This is a genomic window from Gordonia sp. PDNC005 (genome assembly GCF_016919385.1).
GTDB lineage: Bacteria > Actinomycetota > Actinomycetes > Mycobacteriales > Mycobacteriaceae > Gordonia.
The window spans coordinates 3,312,979-3,330,016 of the sequence record NZ_CP070351.1 but is presented as its reverse complement, the minus strand read 5'-3'; the positions used below and the strand labels follow the sequence as shown (position 1 = coordinate 3,330,016).

Below are 17,038 nucleotides of genomic sequence, written 5' to 3'. Positions count from 1 at the left end.
GATCAGTTGCGGAGTCGAGCGGTTCCGTAACCTGCAGCAGCGGCGATCAAGACCGCGACCGCTCCGCCTCCCCACGCCCACCAGTTGGTCGAGTCCTCGTCCTGAGCCGAGGCCGTTGTCGTGGGCGCGGACGGGTCGCCTGCCGCAGCGACGGCGGGGGCCGTCGATGAGCCGGGAGCAGCAGACGACGGTGCGCCGGGCTTCGGGCCGCCGTTGCGCGTGCGAGCCTTCTCCGCGGCGGTGCCTTCGACGGTCAGCGGCGACGAGGTGTCCTGGCTGCGATCGTGCGAGCCGTGCGCGGCGAATGTGTAGACGGCGCACGCGTTCTTGATGCAGTTGCCCGCGCTGAAGACCGGGGTGACGTCCAGGGTCACCGAGAACGAGCCGTTCGCGGAGATCTGAGTCGACGGAACCCAGGTCACCGGGTTGTACGCGCCGGAGTCGGTGGTCGAGTACTTGCCGGTCTCGGCGACGCCGACGTAGACGCCGGGGCCGGTTGTCGCGAAACCGGTGCCGTTCACGGTGACCGACGTGGTGCCGCTCGCGGCGATCGTCGAGGTCGACAGCGACGTCGAGGCGGTGCTGGTGCCGCGGTTCTCGGCAGGCGGCGCCGGGCGCGATCGGCCGCCGTCGGTCGGAACCGCCACGGCGCGATCGGCGGCGGGCCCTCCGGCGAACGAGACGCCGGTGGCGGTGTCCTGACTGCGGTCGGACGAGCCGTGTGCGGCGAACGTGTAGACCGCACACGGCGAGGTGGTGCAGTCGGCGCGGCTGAACTTCGCCTTGACCGGGAGTTGCACGCTGAACGAGCCGTCGGCGCGCATGCGACCGTTGCTGGTCGCCACCCAGATCGCACGATCGTCGAACGACGACTGGTCGGTGACGGAGAACTGGTTCGACTGCGCGAGGCCGACGTACACGCCGGGACCACTGGTGGCGAAGCCCGAGCCCGAGACGGTGACGGAGTCGCCCGACGGATTGAGCCCGGAGGTGCGGTCGACACTGACAGACGGACCCGCGCCTGTCCTGGGGGCCACTGGTGCGGCCGGCCCGCCGGGCGTGGGGGCCGCCGCGCTGAACGAGATCGGCACCCACGCGTCCTGACTACGGTCGGTGAGCTTCGGGAATGCCGTGAACGATGCGACGAAGCACGCCATGCGCAGGCAGTTCACTTTGCCGAACGTCGAGGTGACGGCGATCTGCGTGCTGAAGGTTCCGGCCGAGCCCACCGTGACCTTCTTGGCGTCGGCGTAGGTGCTCGGGTACCCCGACGACGGCTTCGCGATCGTCTGGGTGACGTACACGTTCTCACCGCTGCGGTAACCCTTGCCGCTGACGGTGACCGTCGCGCCCGACCGGAGACCGGCGGTGGGCGTCACGGTGAGGACCGGAGTTCCGCGGCTGGGACCGTTCGTTCCCGGGAGGAGGGACATCAATCGGTTCAGCAGGTCCATGCCCTGTGCCGTGAGACGTTCGCGGACGTCGGTCAGCATGGAGACCTTGGTCACGGCGGATGCGTAGTGCGGCAGCAGGATCGACGTGCCGTCCACCAGATCGACACGCTCACCAGCCGGAGCCGCGGCCGTTGTTGGCGCCGCAGACGTCGTCGTCGACGGCTTCGGTGACGCGGTCGGTCGGGTCTTCGGTGTCGAGGGAGCGGTCTTCGTGGTCTTCGGCTTGGCGGGGTGCGGCGCACCGGGCAGCAGATTGCCGACAGCGGCGAGGCCGTCGTCGATCGGTGAGGCGTACGCGGGTGCGACGCCGAGCGCCGCGGTGAGTAGAACAGTCGTCGTCACGACGGACAGACGGATGATCGGGCGTCGCATGGCCGTCCTTCTCAGGGATCGCTACTAAGGTCAGCCAACCCTATTGCGCGTCGTTGTCGGCGGCAAAGCCTGAAGCGTCGTTTTTGAGACGCGTCACATGACTCGCGTGTCGGACTTTCGTCTGAGCTGGAGCTTTCGCGTCAACTCGTGTGCCTGAGCCAGGAGTAGTCGGCCCAGTTCGGTCCTGCGCTCCGGCTGGAATCGAGCTTCCACGCCGGTCAGGCTCAATGCCCATGCGGGCCGCCCGTCGGCGTCGAACACTGCTGCCCCCATGCCCCAACTCGCTTCGACGAGCAGGGCTGGATTTGTTGCGTACCCGTCGAGGCGGGTTTCGGCGATGCGGCGGCGGATCACGTCGTGCGCGTGCTCAGGGCCCCACGTGGCACTCAGATCGGACCGTCGCAAGTAGTCGTCGATGTCGCGGTCGGGGAGGTGGCTCAGGATTGCGAGCCCGGCAGAGGCGACGCCGAGAGGAAATCGAATGCCCTCGTACAGCACGTGCGAACGGACCGGGAAGCTGCCTTCCTGACCTGCGACGCACACGGTCTCGTCGCCGCGCCTGGCACTCAAGAACGCCGATTCGCCCGACTCTCCCGCCAGTCGATCGAGCGCGGACTGAGCGTCGTCCCTGATGTCGTAGGCCGCGGCTGCGGTGGCGCCGAGCAGATAGAGCTCCGGCCCGAGCGACCAGTCGCCGGTCCGGTTGTCACGATCGACGAGTCCTTCGGCCGCAAGCGCGGTGAGTAGGCGGTGCGCGGTCGGACGTGCCAGTCCCGCGGCCGCGGAGAGTGCCGTCGTCGACGCCGCAGTCGAGCTCGAACCGATGGCTCGCAGCAGCGCCGCGATCCGCGCAACGCCCTGTCCAGACTTGTCCGCCGCCGCCATGGCATCGACGCTAGAGCGTTCATTCAATGAACGCAAGGCTCGTCTATCGATCACCCAGAGAGAGGTTCGCTCGCCTCTCTTGAACAGTTGACGTGCAGAAAGTGACACTCGAAGCCGTCACTGAGGTGTTTGTTCAACGGAGGAATGAGGCTGGTCATGTCCAGGAAAGTGTGCGCGTCGGCGGCCGACGCGGTCGGTGTGGTCACCAGCGGTGCGACGCTCGCCGTCGGCGGGTTCGGACTGTGTGGTGTGCCCGATGCGCTGATCGAAGCGATACGCGACCTGGGGGCCGCCGACCTCGAGGTGTTCACCAACAACTGCGGAGTCGACGATTACGGCCTCGGGATCCTCCTCGCTCAGCGGCGGATCAGGCGGGTCACCGCCTCGTACGTCGGTGAGAACAAGGAGTTCGCGCGGCAGTACTTGTCGGGGGAACTCGAAGTGGAGTTGGTCCCGCAGGGCACACTCGCCGAACGACTCCGCGCGGGCGGAGCCGGAATTCCCGCGTTCTACACCCCGGCCGGAGTCGGCACCCTCGTCGCCGACGGCGGGATGCCCTGGCGGTACGCGCCGAGTGGAGAGATCGAAGTGGCCTCGCCTGCAAAGGAGGTCCGCACCTTCGACGGTCGGGACTACGTGATGGAACGATCGATCACCGCGGACTTCGCGCTGGTGCACGCCGTCCTCGGCGACAGCGACGGCAACCTCGTCTTCGACAAGACGGCCCAGAACTTCAACCCGCTCGCCGCCATGGCCGGGCGCATCACGATCGCTCAGGTCGAGGAACTCGTGGCACCCGGTGTGATCGACCCGAGCGAGGTGCACCTTCCAGGTGTGTTCGTCCAACGCATCGTCGACACCGGACCGCAGGCCAAACGCATCGAGAAGCGCACGGTCACGACCGAAGGAGCCGCAGCATGACCGCCACCGTCACCCGAGGTCGGACGCGTGAACAGATCGCGCAACGCGCCGCGGCGGAGATGATCGACGGCGAGTACGTCAACCTCGGCATCGGGTTGCCCACCCTGATCCCGACCTACCTCGACGCCTCGGTCAACGTCGTGCTCCATTCGGAGAACGGAATCCTCGGCACCGGCGGATACCCGGCCGCCGAGGACGTCGACCCGGACCTGATCAACGCGGGAAAGGAGACGGTCACTGTCGAACCGGGAGCCGCGTTCTTCGACTCGGCGTTGTCGTTCGGGATGATCCGCGGAGGTCATGTGGACACGGCCGTGCTCGGTGGGATGCAGGTGTCGGCCGAGGGCGACCTCGCCAACTGGATGGTCCCCGGCATGATGGTCAAGGGCATGGGCGGCGCAATGGACCTGGTGCACGGCGCCGCACGGGTCATCGTCGTCATGGAGCATCGCGACCGTGCGGGGGTGTCGAAGATAGTTCCGACCTGCACGCTGCCATTGACCGGCAGACGAGTCGTCGACCGCATCATCACCGATCTAGCGGTGATCGACGTCGTCGACGGCGGGTTCGTGCTGCGGGAGACGGCTCCCGGCGTGGCTGCCGCCGACGTCGTCGCTGCGACTGAATCCGAACTGCGTGTCGAACTCTCAGACGCTTAGGGCACGCCCTAACGCAGAGGATGCGAGAGCAGGAGTTCGCAGTTGCGGTCCGACGCCTCGCCGAGGAGTTCGAGGTCGGCGTGGATGTCGTTGTACGACAGTTCGCGGTACAGGCTGGCCAGGCCCTTCTGTGACAGGTCCGAGGTGTCTGCCGTGTAAGGGCTGTCGGCCTCGATCAGCGGAGTGAAGATGCTGAGCGTGCCGTCCTTGTTGTCGGTCACCTCGATGATGCGCGCCAGTTGAGGGAAGTCGATGTGACTCGCGGTGTTGATCTCCCAGAAGCTGTGCTTTCCGGTCGATCCGCGATGCGCGATCATCTCGTTGCGGTGTGTGTGGCCGTTGACCCACGCGATCACGTTGGTGTGCGACTTCAGGCGTTCGACGAGGTGCGTGCCGTCGAACGTCCGCTCACCGGGGGTCTCCGGGTTCGGCAGTTTGGCCGTCATCGTCGACGATGTGTGGTGACTGAACACCATGACGAGTTGGTCGCTGTGCGACGAGATCTGGCGCTCGATCCACACGAGCTGTTTCTCGCTGATCGAGCCGTCGGCGATGCCCATGCTGTTCGTCGTGTTCATGGCGATGCCGAGGAGTCCGGGCGCGATCTGGAACTTGTACCACGTGGGGCCCTCCGGATCCGCGAATCCGTGGCCGACCGGTCCTGCTCCGGTCAACGCCGGATCGAAATGTCTGCGGACGAATTCTCGAGGAGAGTACGGGCGGCGGCGCAGATCGCGGGTCGCGGGCAGCGTCGGACCGGTGGTCTTGAGTTTCGCAAGCATCCCGGCGACGGCGGCCGGGTCGGAACCGAGCGCCTGGCCGATCGCTTGCGCGGTCGGGTCGGAGCCCGGGAGGTCGTACTTCACGTCTGACAGGTACAGCCAGTCGACGAGCCCGTTGGGGACGGTGCCGAGCAGTTGGTCGTCGTGATTGCCGAAGACCGAGTACCACCGCATGTTCAGTCCGGGGCTCGTGTGTGTGCGCATCGCCGCGTGCAGCATGCCGGGGATCGTCGGGAATCCGCGGTCCTTGTAGATGTCGGGCTTATCGAGCTCGGGCCGGTAGTAGAGCGCCGACCCCAGGGCCTGGACGCCCTCGAAACGCGTCTTGGAGCCGGTGTTCGGGGTGATCGCGCCGCCTGCGAGGAGCCGCTGGTACCACTCGAGTTCGATGATCTCGTGGTTGTCGGTGTTGTCACCGGTCGAGACGACGCAGTCGAAGGCGCGGCCGGTGAACGGTCCGCCCGACAGTGCGTTGATCCGGTTGATCAGAGCCACGGCACCTTGGGTGCCGAGGGCTTCCTGGGGACGGAACGCCGGTCCCTGAATCGGGTGCACGTATTCGAATCGTGCGGGACTCTGCACGTCGGTGATGTGGATGTCGGTGAGTTGCACGAACGATGCGACCGCGGCTCGTCGACTGTCACGGCCCGTTTTCGCCGTCGCGAGTTCTTCCCGGATGAAGAGCGGCCAGCCTTTGCCCTGCACGAGCTTGCGGTAGCCCTTGGCGTTCGCACGTCCGCCGACCCCGACTTTCTCCAGCGTGGTGCCGGCCGCATTCGCCGACGACGTCGCGGCCGGCTCCGCGTGTACAACTCCGGAGACCAGGGACGACGCGGCGACAGCGCCTGCTGCGGCACCGCTGCGACGCAGGAAGGAACGGCGGGACATGCTCATCGGGCGACCTCGCTCAGATGAAGTGATCCTGAACACGACATGAAGTGACTGTAACCTCAGCCGCGTCGTCGCTGATGAAGTGGGCGCTAATCCGGCGTACGAGCGGTCACGCTGAGCACGGGCTTGTCGGGAGGCGACGGGTCGTGCGCGGTGAGCTGGGTCCACATGGAGTCGACCATCGGCTGCAGGAACAGGTGGCCGACGTGCTTGATCATGAGTCCGAGGGTCTGATCGGCGATGCTGCGTTCTGTCGAGGCTCTGCCGGTTCCGCGCATCTCCACCACGCCCTGTCGGCTCAACTCGGTGAGGCGTCCGAGGAGTGTGCCGCCGCCGTTGTGCGGGTCGAGGAGCACACGACGCATGTAGTCCACCACCGGTGGATGTGCCCGAAGCATCTCCGCGACTGCACGGTCGCGAGCCGCTGCCGACTCCGCAGGTGACTCGCCTGGCGGCGCGTCGGCGATCGCTTGCGCGTGAAAGTCGACCACGAGTTGCTCGACGGCGTCACGGACACCGTCTTTGGTCTTGAAGTGGTGTTGCACCAGGCCGACGGTGACCCCGGCATGGGCAGCGACCATCCGCATCGAGACACGGTCCTCGCCGTACTCGGCGTACAGGTCGAGTGCCGCGTTCCGGATCTTCGCGCGAGCGGTCAGATCGGAAGCGGATGTGCGGGGATCACTCATGTCGGCTCCTTCCGATCGTCAGTGGATGAGTCTACGGCGAGTCATTGACCGGTATATGCATACTGTTTACTATACAGCTGTATAGCGAGCCGGCGGGTGGAAGCCCGCCGGCTCGCGACCCCACTTGTCCCGAACCGAATCGAGAAGCCCATGACGACACTGTTCCCCGACTACCGCCCGTCCTGGGAGAGCGACGATCAGGCCGCACTCCGTGCACACGCCCGTGCCTACTTCACCAAGGAAGCCACCCCGAACCAGGAACGGTGGGCAGAGCAGCATCAGGTGGACCGTGAGTTCTGGACCAAGACCGGCGACGCTGGTCTGCTCTGCCTCGATCTGCCGGAGGAGTTCGGCGGATCCGGAGGCGACTTCGGGCACGAGGCGATCGTCCAGCAAGAACTCGCCTATGCCGGGGACTCCGCGTTCGGCTTCGCCGTCCACTCGACGATCGTCGCGCACTACATCAACGCCTACGGCACCGGCGAGCAGAAGCGCCGGTGGCTGCCGAGCGCGGCCAGCGGTGAGTCGGTTCTCGCGATCGCCATGACCGAGCCGGGCACCGGTTCCGATCTCCAGTCCGTCCGGACCACTGCTGTCCTCGAAGGTGACGAGTACGTGATCAACGGCTCGAAGACGTTCATCTCGAACGGCTCCCACTGCGACCTGCTCGTCATCGTGTGCAAGACCGACCCGACCCAGGGGGCGAAGGGCGTCTCGCTGATCGTCGCCGAGACGAAGGATCTCCCCGGTTTCGCGCGCGGTCGTGTCCTGGCCAAGATCGGGCAGCACGGTCAGGACACGCGCGAGCTGTCGTTCACGGACATGCGGGTGCCTGCCGCCAACCTGCTCGGCGGCGTCGAAGGACAGGGCTTCTACCAGTTGATGAGTCAGCTGCAGCGCGAACGCCTCATCATCGGAGTCGGGGCCGTCGCCGTCGCCGAAGCCGCGGTGATCGAGACCCTCAAGTACGTCAAGGAGCGCGAGGCGTTCGGCCAGCCGATCCTCAAATTTCAGAACACCCGGTTCGTCCTCGCCGAATGCAAGGCCGACGTCCTCGCGGGCAAAACGCTCATGGATCACTGCATCTCGGAGCAGATCGCAGGCCGGCTGGACCCGGCGACGGCGTCGATGGCGAAGTTGTGGGGCACTGAGAAGCAGAAAGAGGTCGTCGATCGCTGCCTGCAGATGTTCGGCGGCTACGGCTACATGGCCGAGTACCCGATCGCCCGCATGTACGCCGACACCCGCGTTCAGACCATCTACGGCGGCACCAGCGAGATCATGAAGGAACTGATCGGCCGCTCGCTGTAGCCGCGGTTGAACGTCGGCGGCGATTCTCGGCGGTGCACCAGGAATCGCCGCCGAAGTTCGCTCGCCGGATTTCGCGCGGACCTGCACAAAACTCTGGCCGCCTCGCGTGCCGGTGTGGCAGAGTGGTCGACGTGATCAAGAGCTGTCAGGAGTGTTGTCAGGGCTGACGTCCCGCCTTTGAGCGAGGACGGCCCTGTTCTTCAGCCTCCCTGCACGTTCGATCACCATTCGAGGAATCCCTCATGACCACTGCGCTCACCGCACCCGTCTCTGCTCCGTTCGTCTCCGTTCCCCTCTCTGTGCAGGCGAAGGATTTCCGCGCCGCGCTTGCCGCAGGCGCCGTCGCCGTCGACCTGCGAGACGCTGCCCAGCACCGCGCACACGGCGCACTGCTCGGAGCGGTCGCCGTCGCCTCCGATCAAGCGCTGGACCTTCTGCGCCCCGATTCCGCTGTTGCGCTGCGTGCGGCCACCGTCGACGCAGAGTGGATCCTCGTCTCCGAAGACGGCTACGACGCCGAGTGGCTCGCCTGGCACCTGCAGGCGCGCGGTGTGCGTGGCGCGCGGTTTGTCGTGGGAGGTCATCGGGCGTTGCGCAGCCGAGGCGTGACCGGCTCGATCGGCTCCGACGCACTCGGTCTGTACGACCCGCGCTGACCTGCCCGTCTCGATTGGTGTCTGCGCTGGCCGGACACTTAACCTAGAGGCGTGAGCGAGCACCAGAACGACGAGACGACCCGCGACGACGACCAGACTCCCGAGCAGCTGCGGATCCGCCGCGAGAAGCGCGAACGGATTCTGGCCGAAGGCCGCGAGGCGTATCCCGTCGAACTCGCTCGCACCCACACCCTGCGCGCGGTCCGCGACGAGTACTCACACCTCGAGGCAGGCAGCGAGACCGGTGTGATCGCGGGAGTCGCCGGGCGCGTGATCTTCATCCGCAACAAGGGCAAGCTCTGCTTCGCGACCCTCCAGGAGGGCGACGGCACCCAACTGCAGGCGATGCTCAGCCAGGCCAAGGTCGGCGAGGATTCGCTCGCGAGCTGGAAGGCCGACGTCGACCTCGGCGACATCGTCTACGTGCACGGCGAGATCATCTCCTCGCGCACCGGTGAGCTGTCGGTGATGGCGGATGCCTGGCAGATGGCGTCGAAGTCGCTGCGGCCCCTGCCCGTGGCGCACAAGGAGATGAACGAGGAGTCGCGCGTCCGTCAGCGGTACGTCGACCTCATCGTCAACCCCGACGCTCGCGAGATCGCCCGCACCCGCGTGAAGGCGATGGCCGAGCTGCGTCGCTTCCTCACCGAACGTGACTTCCTCGAGATCGAGACGCCGATGCTGCAGACGCTGCATGGCGGCGCGGCCGCGCGGCCCTTCGTGACGCACTCGAACGCCTTCGACATGGACCTGTTCCTGCGCATCGCTCCCGAACTGTTCCTCAAGCGCGCCGTCGTCGGCGGCCTCGAACGAGTCTTCGAGGTGAACCGCAACTTCCGGAACGAGGGCGCCGACTCGACGCACTCGCCGGAGTTCGCGATGCTCGAGACCTACCAGGCGTACGGGACGTACGACGACGCGGCCGTGACCACGCGTGAACTCGTCCAGGCTGTCGCGTTGGCGGCGGCGGGAACCCTCACCCCGACGATGCCGGACGGCACCACCTACGACCTGTCGGGCGAATGGAAGTCCGTCTCCATGTACCCATCCCTGTCGGAGGCGCTCGGCCGCGAGATCGTGCCCCTCGAGACCACTGTCGACGAGCTGCTGGCGATCGCCGCAGAAGTGGGCCTCGACGTCCCCAAGGACAAGGGCTACGGGCACGGCAAGCTCGTCGAAGAGCTGTGGGAGCACATGGTCGGCAGCAAGCTCGACGAGCCGGTGTTCGTCCGTGACTTCCCGGTCGAGACGTCGCCGCTGGTCCGCGCCCACCGCAGCATCCCCGGTGTCGTCGAGAAGTGGGACCTCTATGTTCGCGGCTTCGAGTTGGCGACCGGATACTCCGAGCTCGTCGACCCGGTGATCCAGCGTGAGCGCTTTGTCGACCAGGCGCGCCTCGCCGCCGCGGGCGACGACGAGGCGATGGTCCTCGACGAGGAGTTCCTCGCCGCGATGGAGCACGCGATGCCTCCGACTGCGGGCACCGGGATGGGCATCGACCGTCTTCTGATGGCGATCACCGGACTGGGAATCCGCGAGACGATCCTCTTCCCGCTGGTCAAGCCGGTTCAGTAACTCCGCCGCAGCGGAGTCACACGTCCATGCCCGCGTTGCGGGCGTGGGTCATCGTGGTGCTCTGGCCATCGAGGGTCTCGCGGATGATGTCCGCGTGTCCTGCGTGATGGGCCAGTTCGCGCAGCATGTGCAGGACGATCCACCGGACGGACCGGTATTCGCGCTCCGGCGCCCAGGGCGCGGTGGGGAGCGGGATCAATGCATCGAGGTCCGATGTCGCGTTCAGTGCGGCGACGGTGCTCGTGTACTGCGCGTCGTACTTCTCGGCCCATTCGGCGAAGGTCTCGTCGTCGGTGAGTTCATAGGCGTGGGCGGCCCCGGCCATGTCGAACTCGGCGTTCGGGTCGGCGTCGGTGATCGTCTTCCACCACCCCTCGTGGGTCAGGGTGACGTGCTTGAGAAGCCCGCCGATGCTCAACGCGGACACGGTCGGGGTAGCGCGTGCCTGTTCCTCACTCACGCCGTCGACGGCGATGCGGAAGTTGGCGGATTCGTCGTCGAAAAGGGCTACGAGGTCGGTGATCTCAGTCATTCTTCGACGATAGGTCGAATGTGGTCCTGGCACCGGTCGGATCATCGAAGTTCGGTGGCACAGTGTCGTCGGACCCCGATGATTCGATTGATCTTGGGAGGCTCAGTCAGGGGAGGAGGCGGACTCGGCGGGCGTTGACGACGGCTTCGAAGCGAGTTGACGCATCGAGTTTCACCAGCAGTCTTTTGACGTGGTCTTTCACCGTGTACACGCCGATGCCGAGGCGGTCGGCGATGGTCGCGTTCGACAGGCCCGCGGCTAGCAGGCCGAGCACATCTTGCTCGCGGACAGTCAGATGGACGGACGGTTCGTCGAAGGGGGACTCGTGAGCGAGTCCGTCGGCGATGTCGAGCATCTGATCGCGGAGCGCCGCGTCGGACGTGGTGTCGGCGAGGGCGCGCAGGCGAGCATGCGAGTCCTGGATCTGTGCGCGCCATGCGGCGAGATCGCGTTCTTCGTCGTCCGTGCGGAGGGTGGCGAGCACGTCGGCCACCGCGAGTTGCTGCTCCACGCCTCGAGCCTCGTCGGCGACGGCGTCCAACGAGACGCCGAGCTGATCGAGCGAATTGCGCCGGGCAGCGTAGAGAACGCCGATGTGCTTGCGGCCCACGATGATCGGTGCGGCGACCATCGCCCGCAGATTCTCGGCGCGGATGATCTCGTCGTAGGTGTGGGTGATGAGCGGCGACCGTATGTAGTCGTGCACAGCGGCCGCCCGCCTGCGGCCGATCACACGACCGCCGAGCCCGTGGCCGGGGTAGAGATTGGCGCCGCGCAACGGTCCGACGACGTCGCCGTCGAACGCGAACAGCTCGATGTGGTCGGCGGTTCCCGGCAGCACTCGGCCCGCGAACGCCAGACCCGCGCCGGTGCGGAGTCGAAGGCGTTCCAACGGCATACGCAAACGGCGAGCGAGCTCGTCCGATGGCCTACCCCTCTTCGGAGGGTTGTCGGTGGCGGGGGTCACACACATCATTGTTCCATCCGCGACCACACGACGACGATGGAGTGCAAGACATGACCGATGGACGCCAGGCGGCCGAGCAACAGGTTCATCAGTGGCTCGACGAGTACAGCGCGCCGACCGCGAGCGCCGCGTACCTGCTCTGCGATCGGTACGACCGTGACGCCGTCGCGTTCACGTTGGTCGAACCGGATCTGACGTCGACGCCGTTCACACACGGCCAACTGACCGACGAGTCGCGTGCGATGGCCACGGTACTGGTCGCCAAAGGTGTACAGCGCGGCGATCGGGTCCCGGTCCTCCTCGGCAAGCGGCGTGAGCTGATCGTCGCGCTGATGGCACTGTGGCGGATCGGTGCCGTCCACGTGCCGCTGTTCACCGCTTTCGCGACAGGTGCGATCCTGCTCCGGGTGGAGGGGGCGTCTGCGAAGGTCGTCATCACGGACGCGTCACAGCGAGACAAGGTCGATCCGATCGAGGCCGTCACGGTACTCGATGTCGACGATCTGGCTGCCGAGTCGGTCGGTGCGGAGCCATTCTCCGACGACGCTGCGATCGGCGGCGACGGCATTCTCGTGCAGCTCTACACGAGCGGCACCACCGGCAAGCCGAAGGGCGTACCGGTTCCGTTGCGCGCCCTCGCCGCGTTCCAGACGTACCAGCACTACTCGTTGGACGTGACGCCCGACGACGTCTTCTGGAACGCCGCCGACCCCGGTTGGGCGTACGGGCTCTACTACGCGATTCTCGGACCGCTCGTCGCCGCTCGGACGAGTCTGCTGTTCAACGCGGGTTTCACGCCGGATTCGACAGTCGCCGTCATGAGGACCTTCGGCGTCACAAACTTCGCGGGCGCGCCGACGATGTACCGGGCGCTGCGCGCGGGTGCGGACATGTCAGGAGTGCACCTGCGCCGTGCGTCGTCGGCCGGCGAGCCGCTGACTCCCGACATCGTCGAGTTCGGGGTCACACGGCTCGGCACCGAGGTCCGTGACCACTACGGCCAGACGGAGACGGGGATGGTCATCGGCAATCACTGGCAGTCCGATGTCGCGCTTCCGCTCAAGCCGGGATCGATGGGACAGGTGATGCCCGGGTACGCGGCGGGCATCGTCGACGGTCAGATCGCGCTCGACGTGAAGGGCAGTCCGCTCCTCTGGTACACCGGCTACGACGCCGCGCCGGAGAAGACGGCCGAGCGGTTCACCGAAGACGGCGCGTGGTACCTCTCGGCCGACACGGGGAAGGTCGACGACGAGGGGTACTTCTCCTTCACCGCGCGCGACGACGACGTGATCCTCGCCGCCGGCTATCGCATCGGACCGTTCGACGTGGAGAGCGTGATGGCAGTGCACCCGTCGATCGCCGAGGTCGCCGTCGTCGGGCGACCCGACCCCGAAGGCATTCGCGGTGAGGTGGTGGAAGCGTTCGCTGTCCTGAACACCGGTTTCACTGCAAGTGACGATCTCGCCACGGAGTTGAAGCACCTGGTGCGCGACGAGTACTCGAAGCATGCGTACCCGCGTACCGTCCACTTCGTGGAGTCGTTGCCGAAGACCCCGAGTGGCAAGGTGCAGCGTTTCGTCCTGCGTCGCGAAGGTGCTTGACCCGCAGTCAGGCGACGGGTGGTCGAGACGACCTGAGCGGTCGCCTACGACAGTTCGCGCTTGAGGACCTTGCCGGACGGGTTGCGGGGGAATGTGTCGACGAACTCGACAGACCGCGGAACCTTGAAGTTGGCGAGGTGCTCGCGCGCGTGCGCGGTCACCTGTTCGGCGGTGACGTTCGCGCCGTCGCGCACGGTCAGGAACGCTTTGCCGACCTCGCCGAGCCGTTCGTCGGGGACTCCGATGACGGCGGCCTCGGTGACACCGTCGATGCGGGAAAGGACCTGTTCCACTTCGGCCGGATACACGTTGAATCCGCCGCAGATGTACATGTCCTTGAGGCGGTCGGTGATCTTCAGGTTGCCGCGTTCGTCGATGGTGCCGACGTCGCCGGTGTGCAACCAGCCGTCGGCGTCGATCGTCTCTGCGGTCGCCCTCGGGTCGTCGAGGTAGCCACGCATCACCATCGCACCGCGCGCCAGGATCTCGCCTGCGTCGGACAGCATGATCTCCATGCCGTCGAAGGCCCGACCGCAGGTCGTCGCGACGGTCACCGCGTCGTCGTCCGGCCTGCAGGTGGTGATGAAGCCGCTCGTCTCGGTCTGACCGTAGGCGGTGACGACGGTTTCGACCCCGAGCTCGGACTGCAGACGTTCGATCAGGACGACGGGGACGATCGTGGCGCCGGTGACGATCAGCCGCAGGCTCGACAGGTCGTAGTCGCCGCGTGCGGGGTCGTCGAGGATCGTCTGGAAGATCGTCGGGGCCCCGGGGAACACAGTCGCCGACTCGGCGGCCGTGAGCTTGCATGCCTCAGTGGGAGAGTAGACGGCGAGCGGGAGCATCGCGGCGCCGAACAACACACACGGCAGGATGCCGGCCTTATAGCCGAACGTGTGGAAGTACGGATTCACCATCAGGTACCGGTCGGCTTCGGTGAGACGCCCGTTAGCGCCCCAGGCATGCGAGCCTGCAACGGTCTGCTGATGCTCGGCGAGCACACCCTTCGGCGCACCGGTGGTGCCGGAGGTGAACAGGATGTCCGACAGGTCGTCTCCGGTGACGGCGTTCGCCCGTTCGCGAGTGGCCTCCGCTGCCTCCGCGGAGACGTTCACGAAGTCGTTCCACGGCACGGCGCCGGTCGCCGGATCGACGGCCTGCTCGAGGGGGATCCCGACGACGGTGCGGTCCTGCACGATCGGTGAGTCGAGCACTTCGCTGAGACGGTCGATGCCCGCGAACACGCCCGACGCTACGACTACTCGTGCGCCCGATCGGTCGACGATGTCCGTAGCTTCGGTCACGGTGTAGCGGGTGTTCAGCGGAACGAGGACGGCTCCCGCGTAGTGGACGCCGAGTGCGGCGATGGGCCAGTGGTGGCTGTTGGGGGCCCACACGGCGACTCGGTCGCCGTGCTGAACGCCGAGGTCGATAAGGCCCGCGGCGAAGCGTCGTACCTGGTCGGCGAACTGGCTCCAGGTGAGTCGGACCGGCTCGGCCCACTGGTCGTCGACGATCGCTGGAAGGTCGGGCCACAACTGTTCCGCGCGGTGGAGTGCTGCGGGGGTGGTCAGCGGAGTCGGAAGCATGAACAAAACCTAGCAAATGCTTGGTAGGTTAAGCTAGCGGTCATGACGACGATCAATCTCGCCGATCGGGCCGTCGACCTCGGCGAATGGGCGGCCCGCACCCCTGATGCGGCAACCGTCTTCGCGCAGGCCGTGCGCGATTGGCTCTCAGACAACCTGGTGGGCGACTTCGCGTCGCTGCGCGGACGCGGCGGACCTGGCAGTGAACACGAGTTCTTCGCCGAACGCCTCGAGTGGGACCGTCACCTCGCCGCGTCCGGTTGGACGTGCCTCGGATGGCCCGTTGAACACGGCGGCCGCGGAGCGACCATCGAACAGCGGATCATCTTCCACCAGGAGTATGCGCGGGCCAACGCCCCCGCGCGGGTGAATCACCTCGGTGAGGAACTTCTCGGTCCGACACTGATCGAATACGGCACGCCCGAACAGCAGGCTCGCTTCCTGCCGCACATCGTCGACGTCACCGAATTGTGGGCACAGGGCTACTCCGAGCCGGGGGCGGGCAGCGACCTCGCCGGTGTGGCGACCTCCGCGGTGCTCGACGACGACCGGTGGGTGATCAACGGCCAGAAGATCTGGACGTCGTTGGCTCACCTGTCGCAGTGGTGCTTTGTGATCGCACGCACCGAGAAGGGCTCGAGTCGGCACAAGGGTCTGAGCTTCCTGCTCGTTCCGCTCGACGCCGACGGGGTCACCATCCGGCCGATCCAACAGATCACCGGAACGTCGGAGTTCAACGAAGTGTTCTTCGACGATGCAAAGACCTCCGCCGACCTCATTGTCGGCGAGCCGGGCGACGGGTGGAAGGTCGCGATGGGTCTCCTGCAGTTCGAGCGCGGCGTGTCCACACTCGGCCAACAGGTGGGCTTCCACCGCGAGCTCGACAACGTGATCGACCTCGCCGAGCGCAATGGTGCGGCGGCCGATCCCGAGATCGCCGCTCGCCTGCGACGCGCCAAGGTCGGCCTGTCGGTGATGGAGGCCAACGCTCGCCGCACCCTGGCCGGCGACATCGTGTCGGAAGCGGGTGCCGCGTCGGTCACCAAGCTGCTGTGGGGCAACTGGCACCGGGACCTCGGTGAACTGGCGGTCGCCGTCGCAGGTGCGCCGTCGCTGATCGGCCCGCCCGCCACCACGGAGGGGCGAGCCAACAACATCTCCGATCCGGAGAACGTCGAACTCGACGAGTGGCAGCGACTGCTCCTGTTCACCCGCGCCGACACGATCTACGGCGGCTCCAACGAAGTACAGCGGAACATCATCGCCGAGCGCGTCCTCGGCCTTCCCCGAGAGGCACGTCCATGAGCACCACATCCCCCCTCGATTCCTCGCACCAGCCTGTTTCCCCACTCGCCACCCCGCCCGAGGAGATCGCAGGCCACGACCTGCTCAAAGGCAAGAAGGTCGTGGTCACCGCCGCCGCCGGAACCGGCATCGGCTTCGCCACCGCCCGCCGTGTGCTCCTCGAAGGCGGCGACGTCCTCGTATCCGACTTTCATGAGCGTCGCCTCGGCGAGACGGTCGATAAGCTCGCCGCAGAGTTCGGCGCCGAGCGTGTCACCTCCCACGTCTGCGATGTGTCGTCCACCGAACAGGTCGACGCGTTGATCACCGCTTCGGCGCAGAAGCTCGGACGCATCGACGTCCTGGTCAACAACGCCGGACTCGGCGGGGAGACCCCGGTCGCCGACATGACCGACGAGCAGTGGGATCGCGTCGTCGACATCACGCTGACCAGCACGTTCCGCGCCACTCGTGCCGCTCTTCGCTACTTCCGGGACGCCGGCCACGGCGGCATCCTGGTCAACAACGCATCCGTTCTCGGCTGGCGCGCACAGCGGGGCCAGGCGCACTACGCGGCAGCCAAGGCGGGCGTCATGGCGCTCACCCGTTGCTCCGCGGTCGAGGCCGCCGACTACGGCGTCCGCATCAACGCCGTCGCACCGTCGATCGCCCGTCATCCGTTTCTCGCGAAGGTGACGAGCGACGACCTGCTCGACGAGCTCGCCTCCCGCGAGGCGTACGGCCGGGCCGCAGAAGTGTGGGAGATCGCCGCCACCATCGCGATGCTCGCCAGCGACTACACCACCTACCTCACCGGCGAGATCGTGTCGATCTCCAGCCAGCGCGCATAGCAAGGAGTCAACCATC

15 protein-coding genes are annotated in these 17,038 nt (G+C 66.6%); 8 read left to right on the top strand and 7 right to left on the bottom strand.

What is annotated here, in order from left to right; all coding sequences use genetic code 11:
* Positions 1-2: 2 nt before the first annotated feature.
* Both JVX90_RS16030 and JVX90_RS16025 read right to left on the bottom strand, forming a co-directional pair.
* Positions 3-1,826, bottom strand: coding sequence for a neocarzinostatin apoprotein domain-containing protein (locus tag JVX90_RS16030; protein ID WP_205329688.1), 1,824 nt, complete (start codon positions 1,824-1,826; stop codon positions 3-5).
* Between the two features lie 93 nt (positions 1,827-1,919).
* Positions 1,920-2,711 carry an IclR family transcriptional regulator gene (locus JVX90_RS16025; protein WP_205329687.1) on the bottom strand — a complete coding sequence of 264 codons (792 nt, stop codon included), beginning with the start codon at positions 2,709-2,711 and terminating at the stop codon, positions 1,920-1,922.
* Between the two features lie 156 nt (positions 2,712-2,867).
* Between JVX90_RS16025 and JVX90_RS16020 the strand changes: the two genes are divergently transcribed.
* The gene (locus tag JVX90_RS16020) at positions 2,868-3,632 is read left to right on the top strand and encodes a CoA transferase subunit A (protein ID WP_205329686.1); all 765 of its coding nucleotides are present in this window, start codon (positions 2,868-2,870) and stop codon (positions 3,630-3,632) included.
* Positions 3,629-4,291: a 3-oxoacid CoA-transferase subunit B gene (locus JVX90_RS16015; RefSeq protein WP_205329685.1), complete on the top strand. Its 663-nt coding sequence runs from the start codon at positions 3,629-3,631 to the stop codon at positions 4,289-4,291. The genes JVX90_RS16020 and JVX90_RS16015 overlap by 4 nt, the downstream gene beginning before the upstream one ends.
* A gap of 8 nt (positions 4,292-4,299) precedes the next feature.
* Here the strand turns inward: JVX90_RS16015 and JVX90_RS16010 are convergent, their stop codons facing one another.
* The gene (locus JVX90_RS16010) at positions 4,300-5,967 is read right to left on the bottom strand and encodes a TIGR03767 family metallophosphoesterase (RefSeq protein ID WP_205329684.1); all 1,668 of its coding nucleotides are present in this window, start codon (positions 5,965-5,967) and stop codon (positions 4,300-4,302) included.
* 86 nt (positions 5,968-6,053) lie between these two features.
* Positions 6,054-6,653 (bottom strand): TetR/AcrR family transcriptional regulator, encoded by a 600-nt coding sequence (locus JVX90_RS16005; RefSeq protein ID WP_205329683.1) that lies wholly within the window; start codon positions 6,651-6,653, stop codon positions 6,054-6,056.
* Between the two features lie 150 nt (positions 6,654-6,803).
* Here JVX90_RS16005 and JVX90_RS16000 point away from each other — a divergent pair, with 150 nt between their 5' ends.
* From JVX90_RS16000 to lysS, 3 genes are all read left to right on the top strand, one after another.
* On the top strand, positions 6,804-7,964 hold the full coding sequence (locus JVX90_RS16000; RefSeq protein ID WP_205329682.1) for an acyl-CoA dehydrogenase family protein: 1,161 nt from the start codon (positions 6,804-6,806) through the stop codon (positions 7,962-7,964).
* 242 nt (positions 7,965-8,206) lie between these two features.
* The gene (locus tag JVX90_RS15995) at positions 8,207-8,620 is read left to right on the top strand and encodes a rhodanese-like domain-containing protein (RefSeq protein WP_205329681.1); all 414 of its coding nucleotides are present in this window, start codon (positions 8,207-8,209) and stop codon (positions 8,618-8,620) included.
* Positions 8,621-8,671: 51 nt separating this feature from the next.
* Positions 8,672-10,195, top strand: a complete 1,524-nt coding sequence (gene lysS, locus JVX90_RS15990) for a lysine--tRNA ligase (protein ID WP_205329680.1) — start codon at positions 8,672-8,674, stop codon at positions 10,193-10,195.
* Between the two features lie 16 nt (positions 10,196-10,211).
* Here lysS and JVX90_RS15985 read toward each other — a convergent pair whose 3' ends face one another.
* Together JVX90_RS15985 and JVX90_RS15980 are read right to left on the bottom strand one after the other, a co-directional pair.
* Positions 10,212-10,727 carry a DinB family protein gene (locus tag JVX90_RS15985; RefSeq protein WP_205329679.1) on the bottom strand — a complete coding sequence of 172 codons (516 nt, stop codon included), beginning with the start codon at positions 10,725-10,727 and terminating at the stop codon, positions 10,212-10,214.
* Between the two features lie 106 nt (positions 10,728-10,833).
* Entirely contained in the window at positions 10,834-11,700 is an 867-nt protein-coding gene (locus JVX90_RS15980; protein ID WP_240194187.1) for a LuxR C-terminal-related transcriptional regulator, read from the bottom strand.
* 44 nt (positions 11,701-11,744) lie between these two features.
* Between JVX90_RS15980 and JVX90_RS15975 the strand changes: the two genes are divergently transcribed.
* Positions 11,745-13,298 carry an AMP-binding protein gene (locus JVX90_RS15975; RefSeq protein WP_205329677.1) on the top strand — a complete coding sequence of 518 codons (1,554 nt, stop codon included), beginning with the start codon at positions 11,745-11,747 and terminating at the stop codon, positions 13,296-13,298.
* 44 nt (positions 13,299-13,342) lie between these two features.
* Here the strand turns inward: JVX90_RS15975 and JVX90_RS15970 are convergent, their stop codons facing one another.
* Positions 13,343-14,887, bottom strand: coding sequence for a FadD3 family acyl-CoA ligase (locus JVX90_RS15970; RefSeq protein ID WP_205329676.1), 1,545 nt, complete (start codon positions 14,885-14,887; stop codon positions 13,343-13,345).
* 42 nt (positions 14,888-14,929) lie between these two features.
* Here JVX90_RS15970 and JVX90_RS15965 point away from each other — a divergent pair, with 42 nt between their 5' ends.
* Together JVX90_RS15965 and JVX90_RS15960 are read left to right on the top strand one after the other, a co-directional pair.
* The gene (locus tag JVX90_RS15965) at positions 14,930-16,192 is read left to right on the top strand and encodes an acyl-CoA dehydrogenase family protein (RefSeq protein ID WP_205329675.1); all 1,263 of its coding nucleotides are present in this window, start codon (positions 14,930-14,932) and stop codon (positions 16,190-16,192) included.
* Complete coding sequence (locus JVX90_RS15960) at positions 16,189-17,022, top strand: SDR family oxidoreductase (RefSeq protein WP_205329674.1); 834 nt, start codon at positions 16,189-16,191, stop codon at positions 17,020-17,022. Before JVX90_RS15965 ends, JVX90_RS15960 begins: the two co-directional genes overlap by 4 nt.
* Positions 17,023-17,038: the final 16 nt, after the last annotated feature.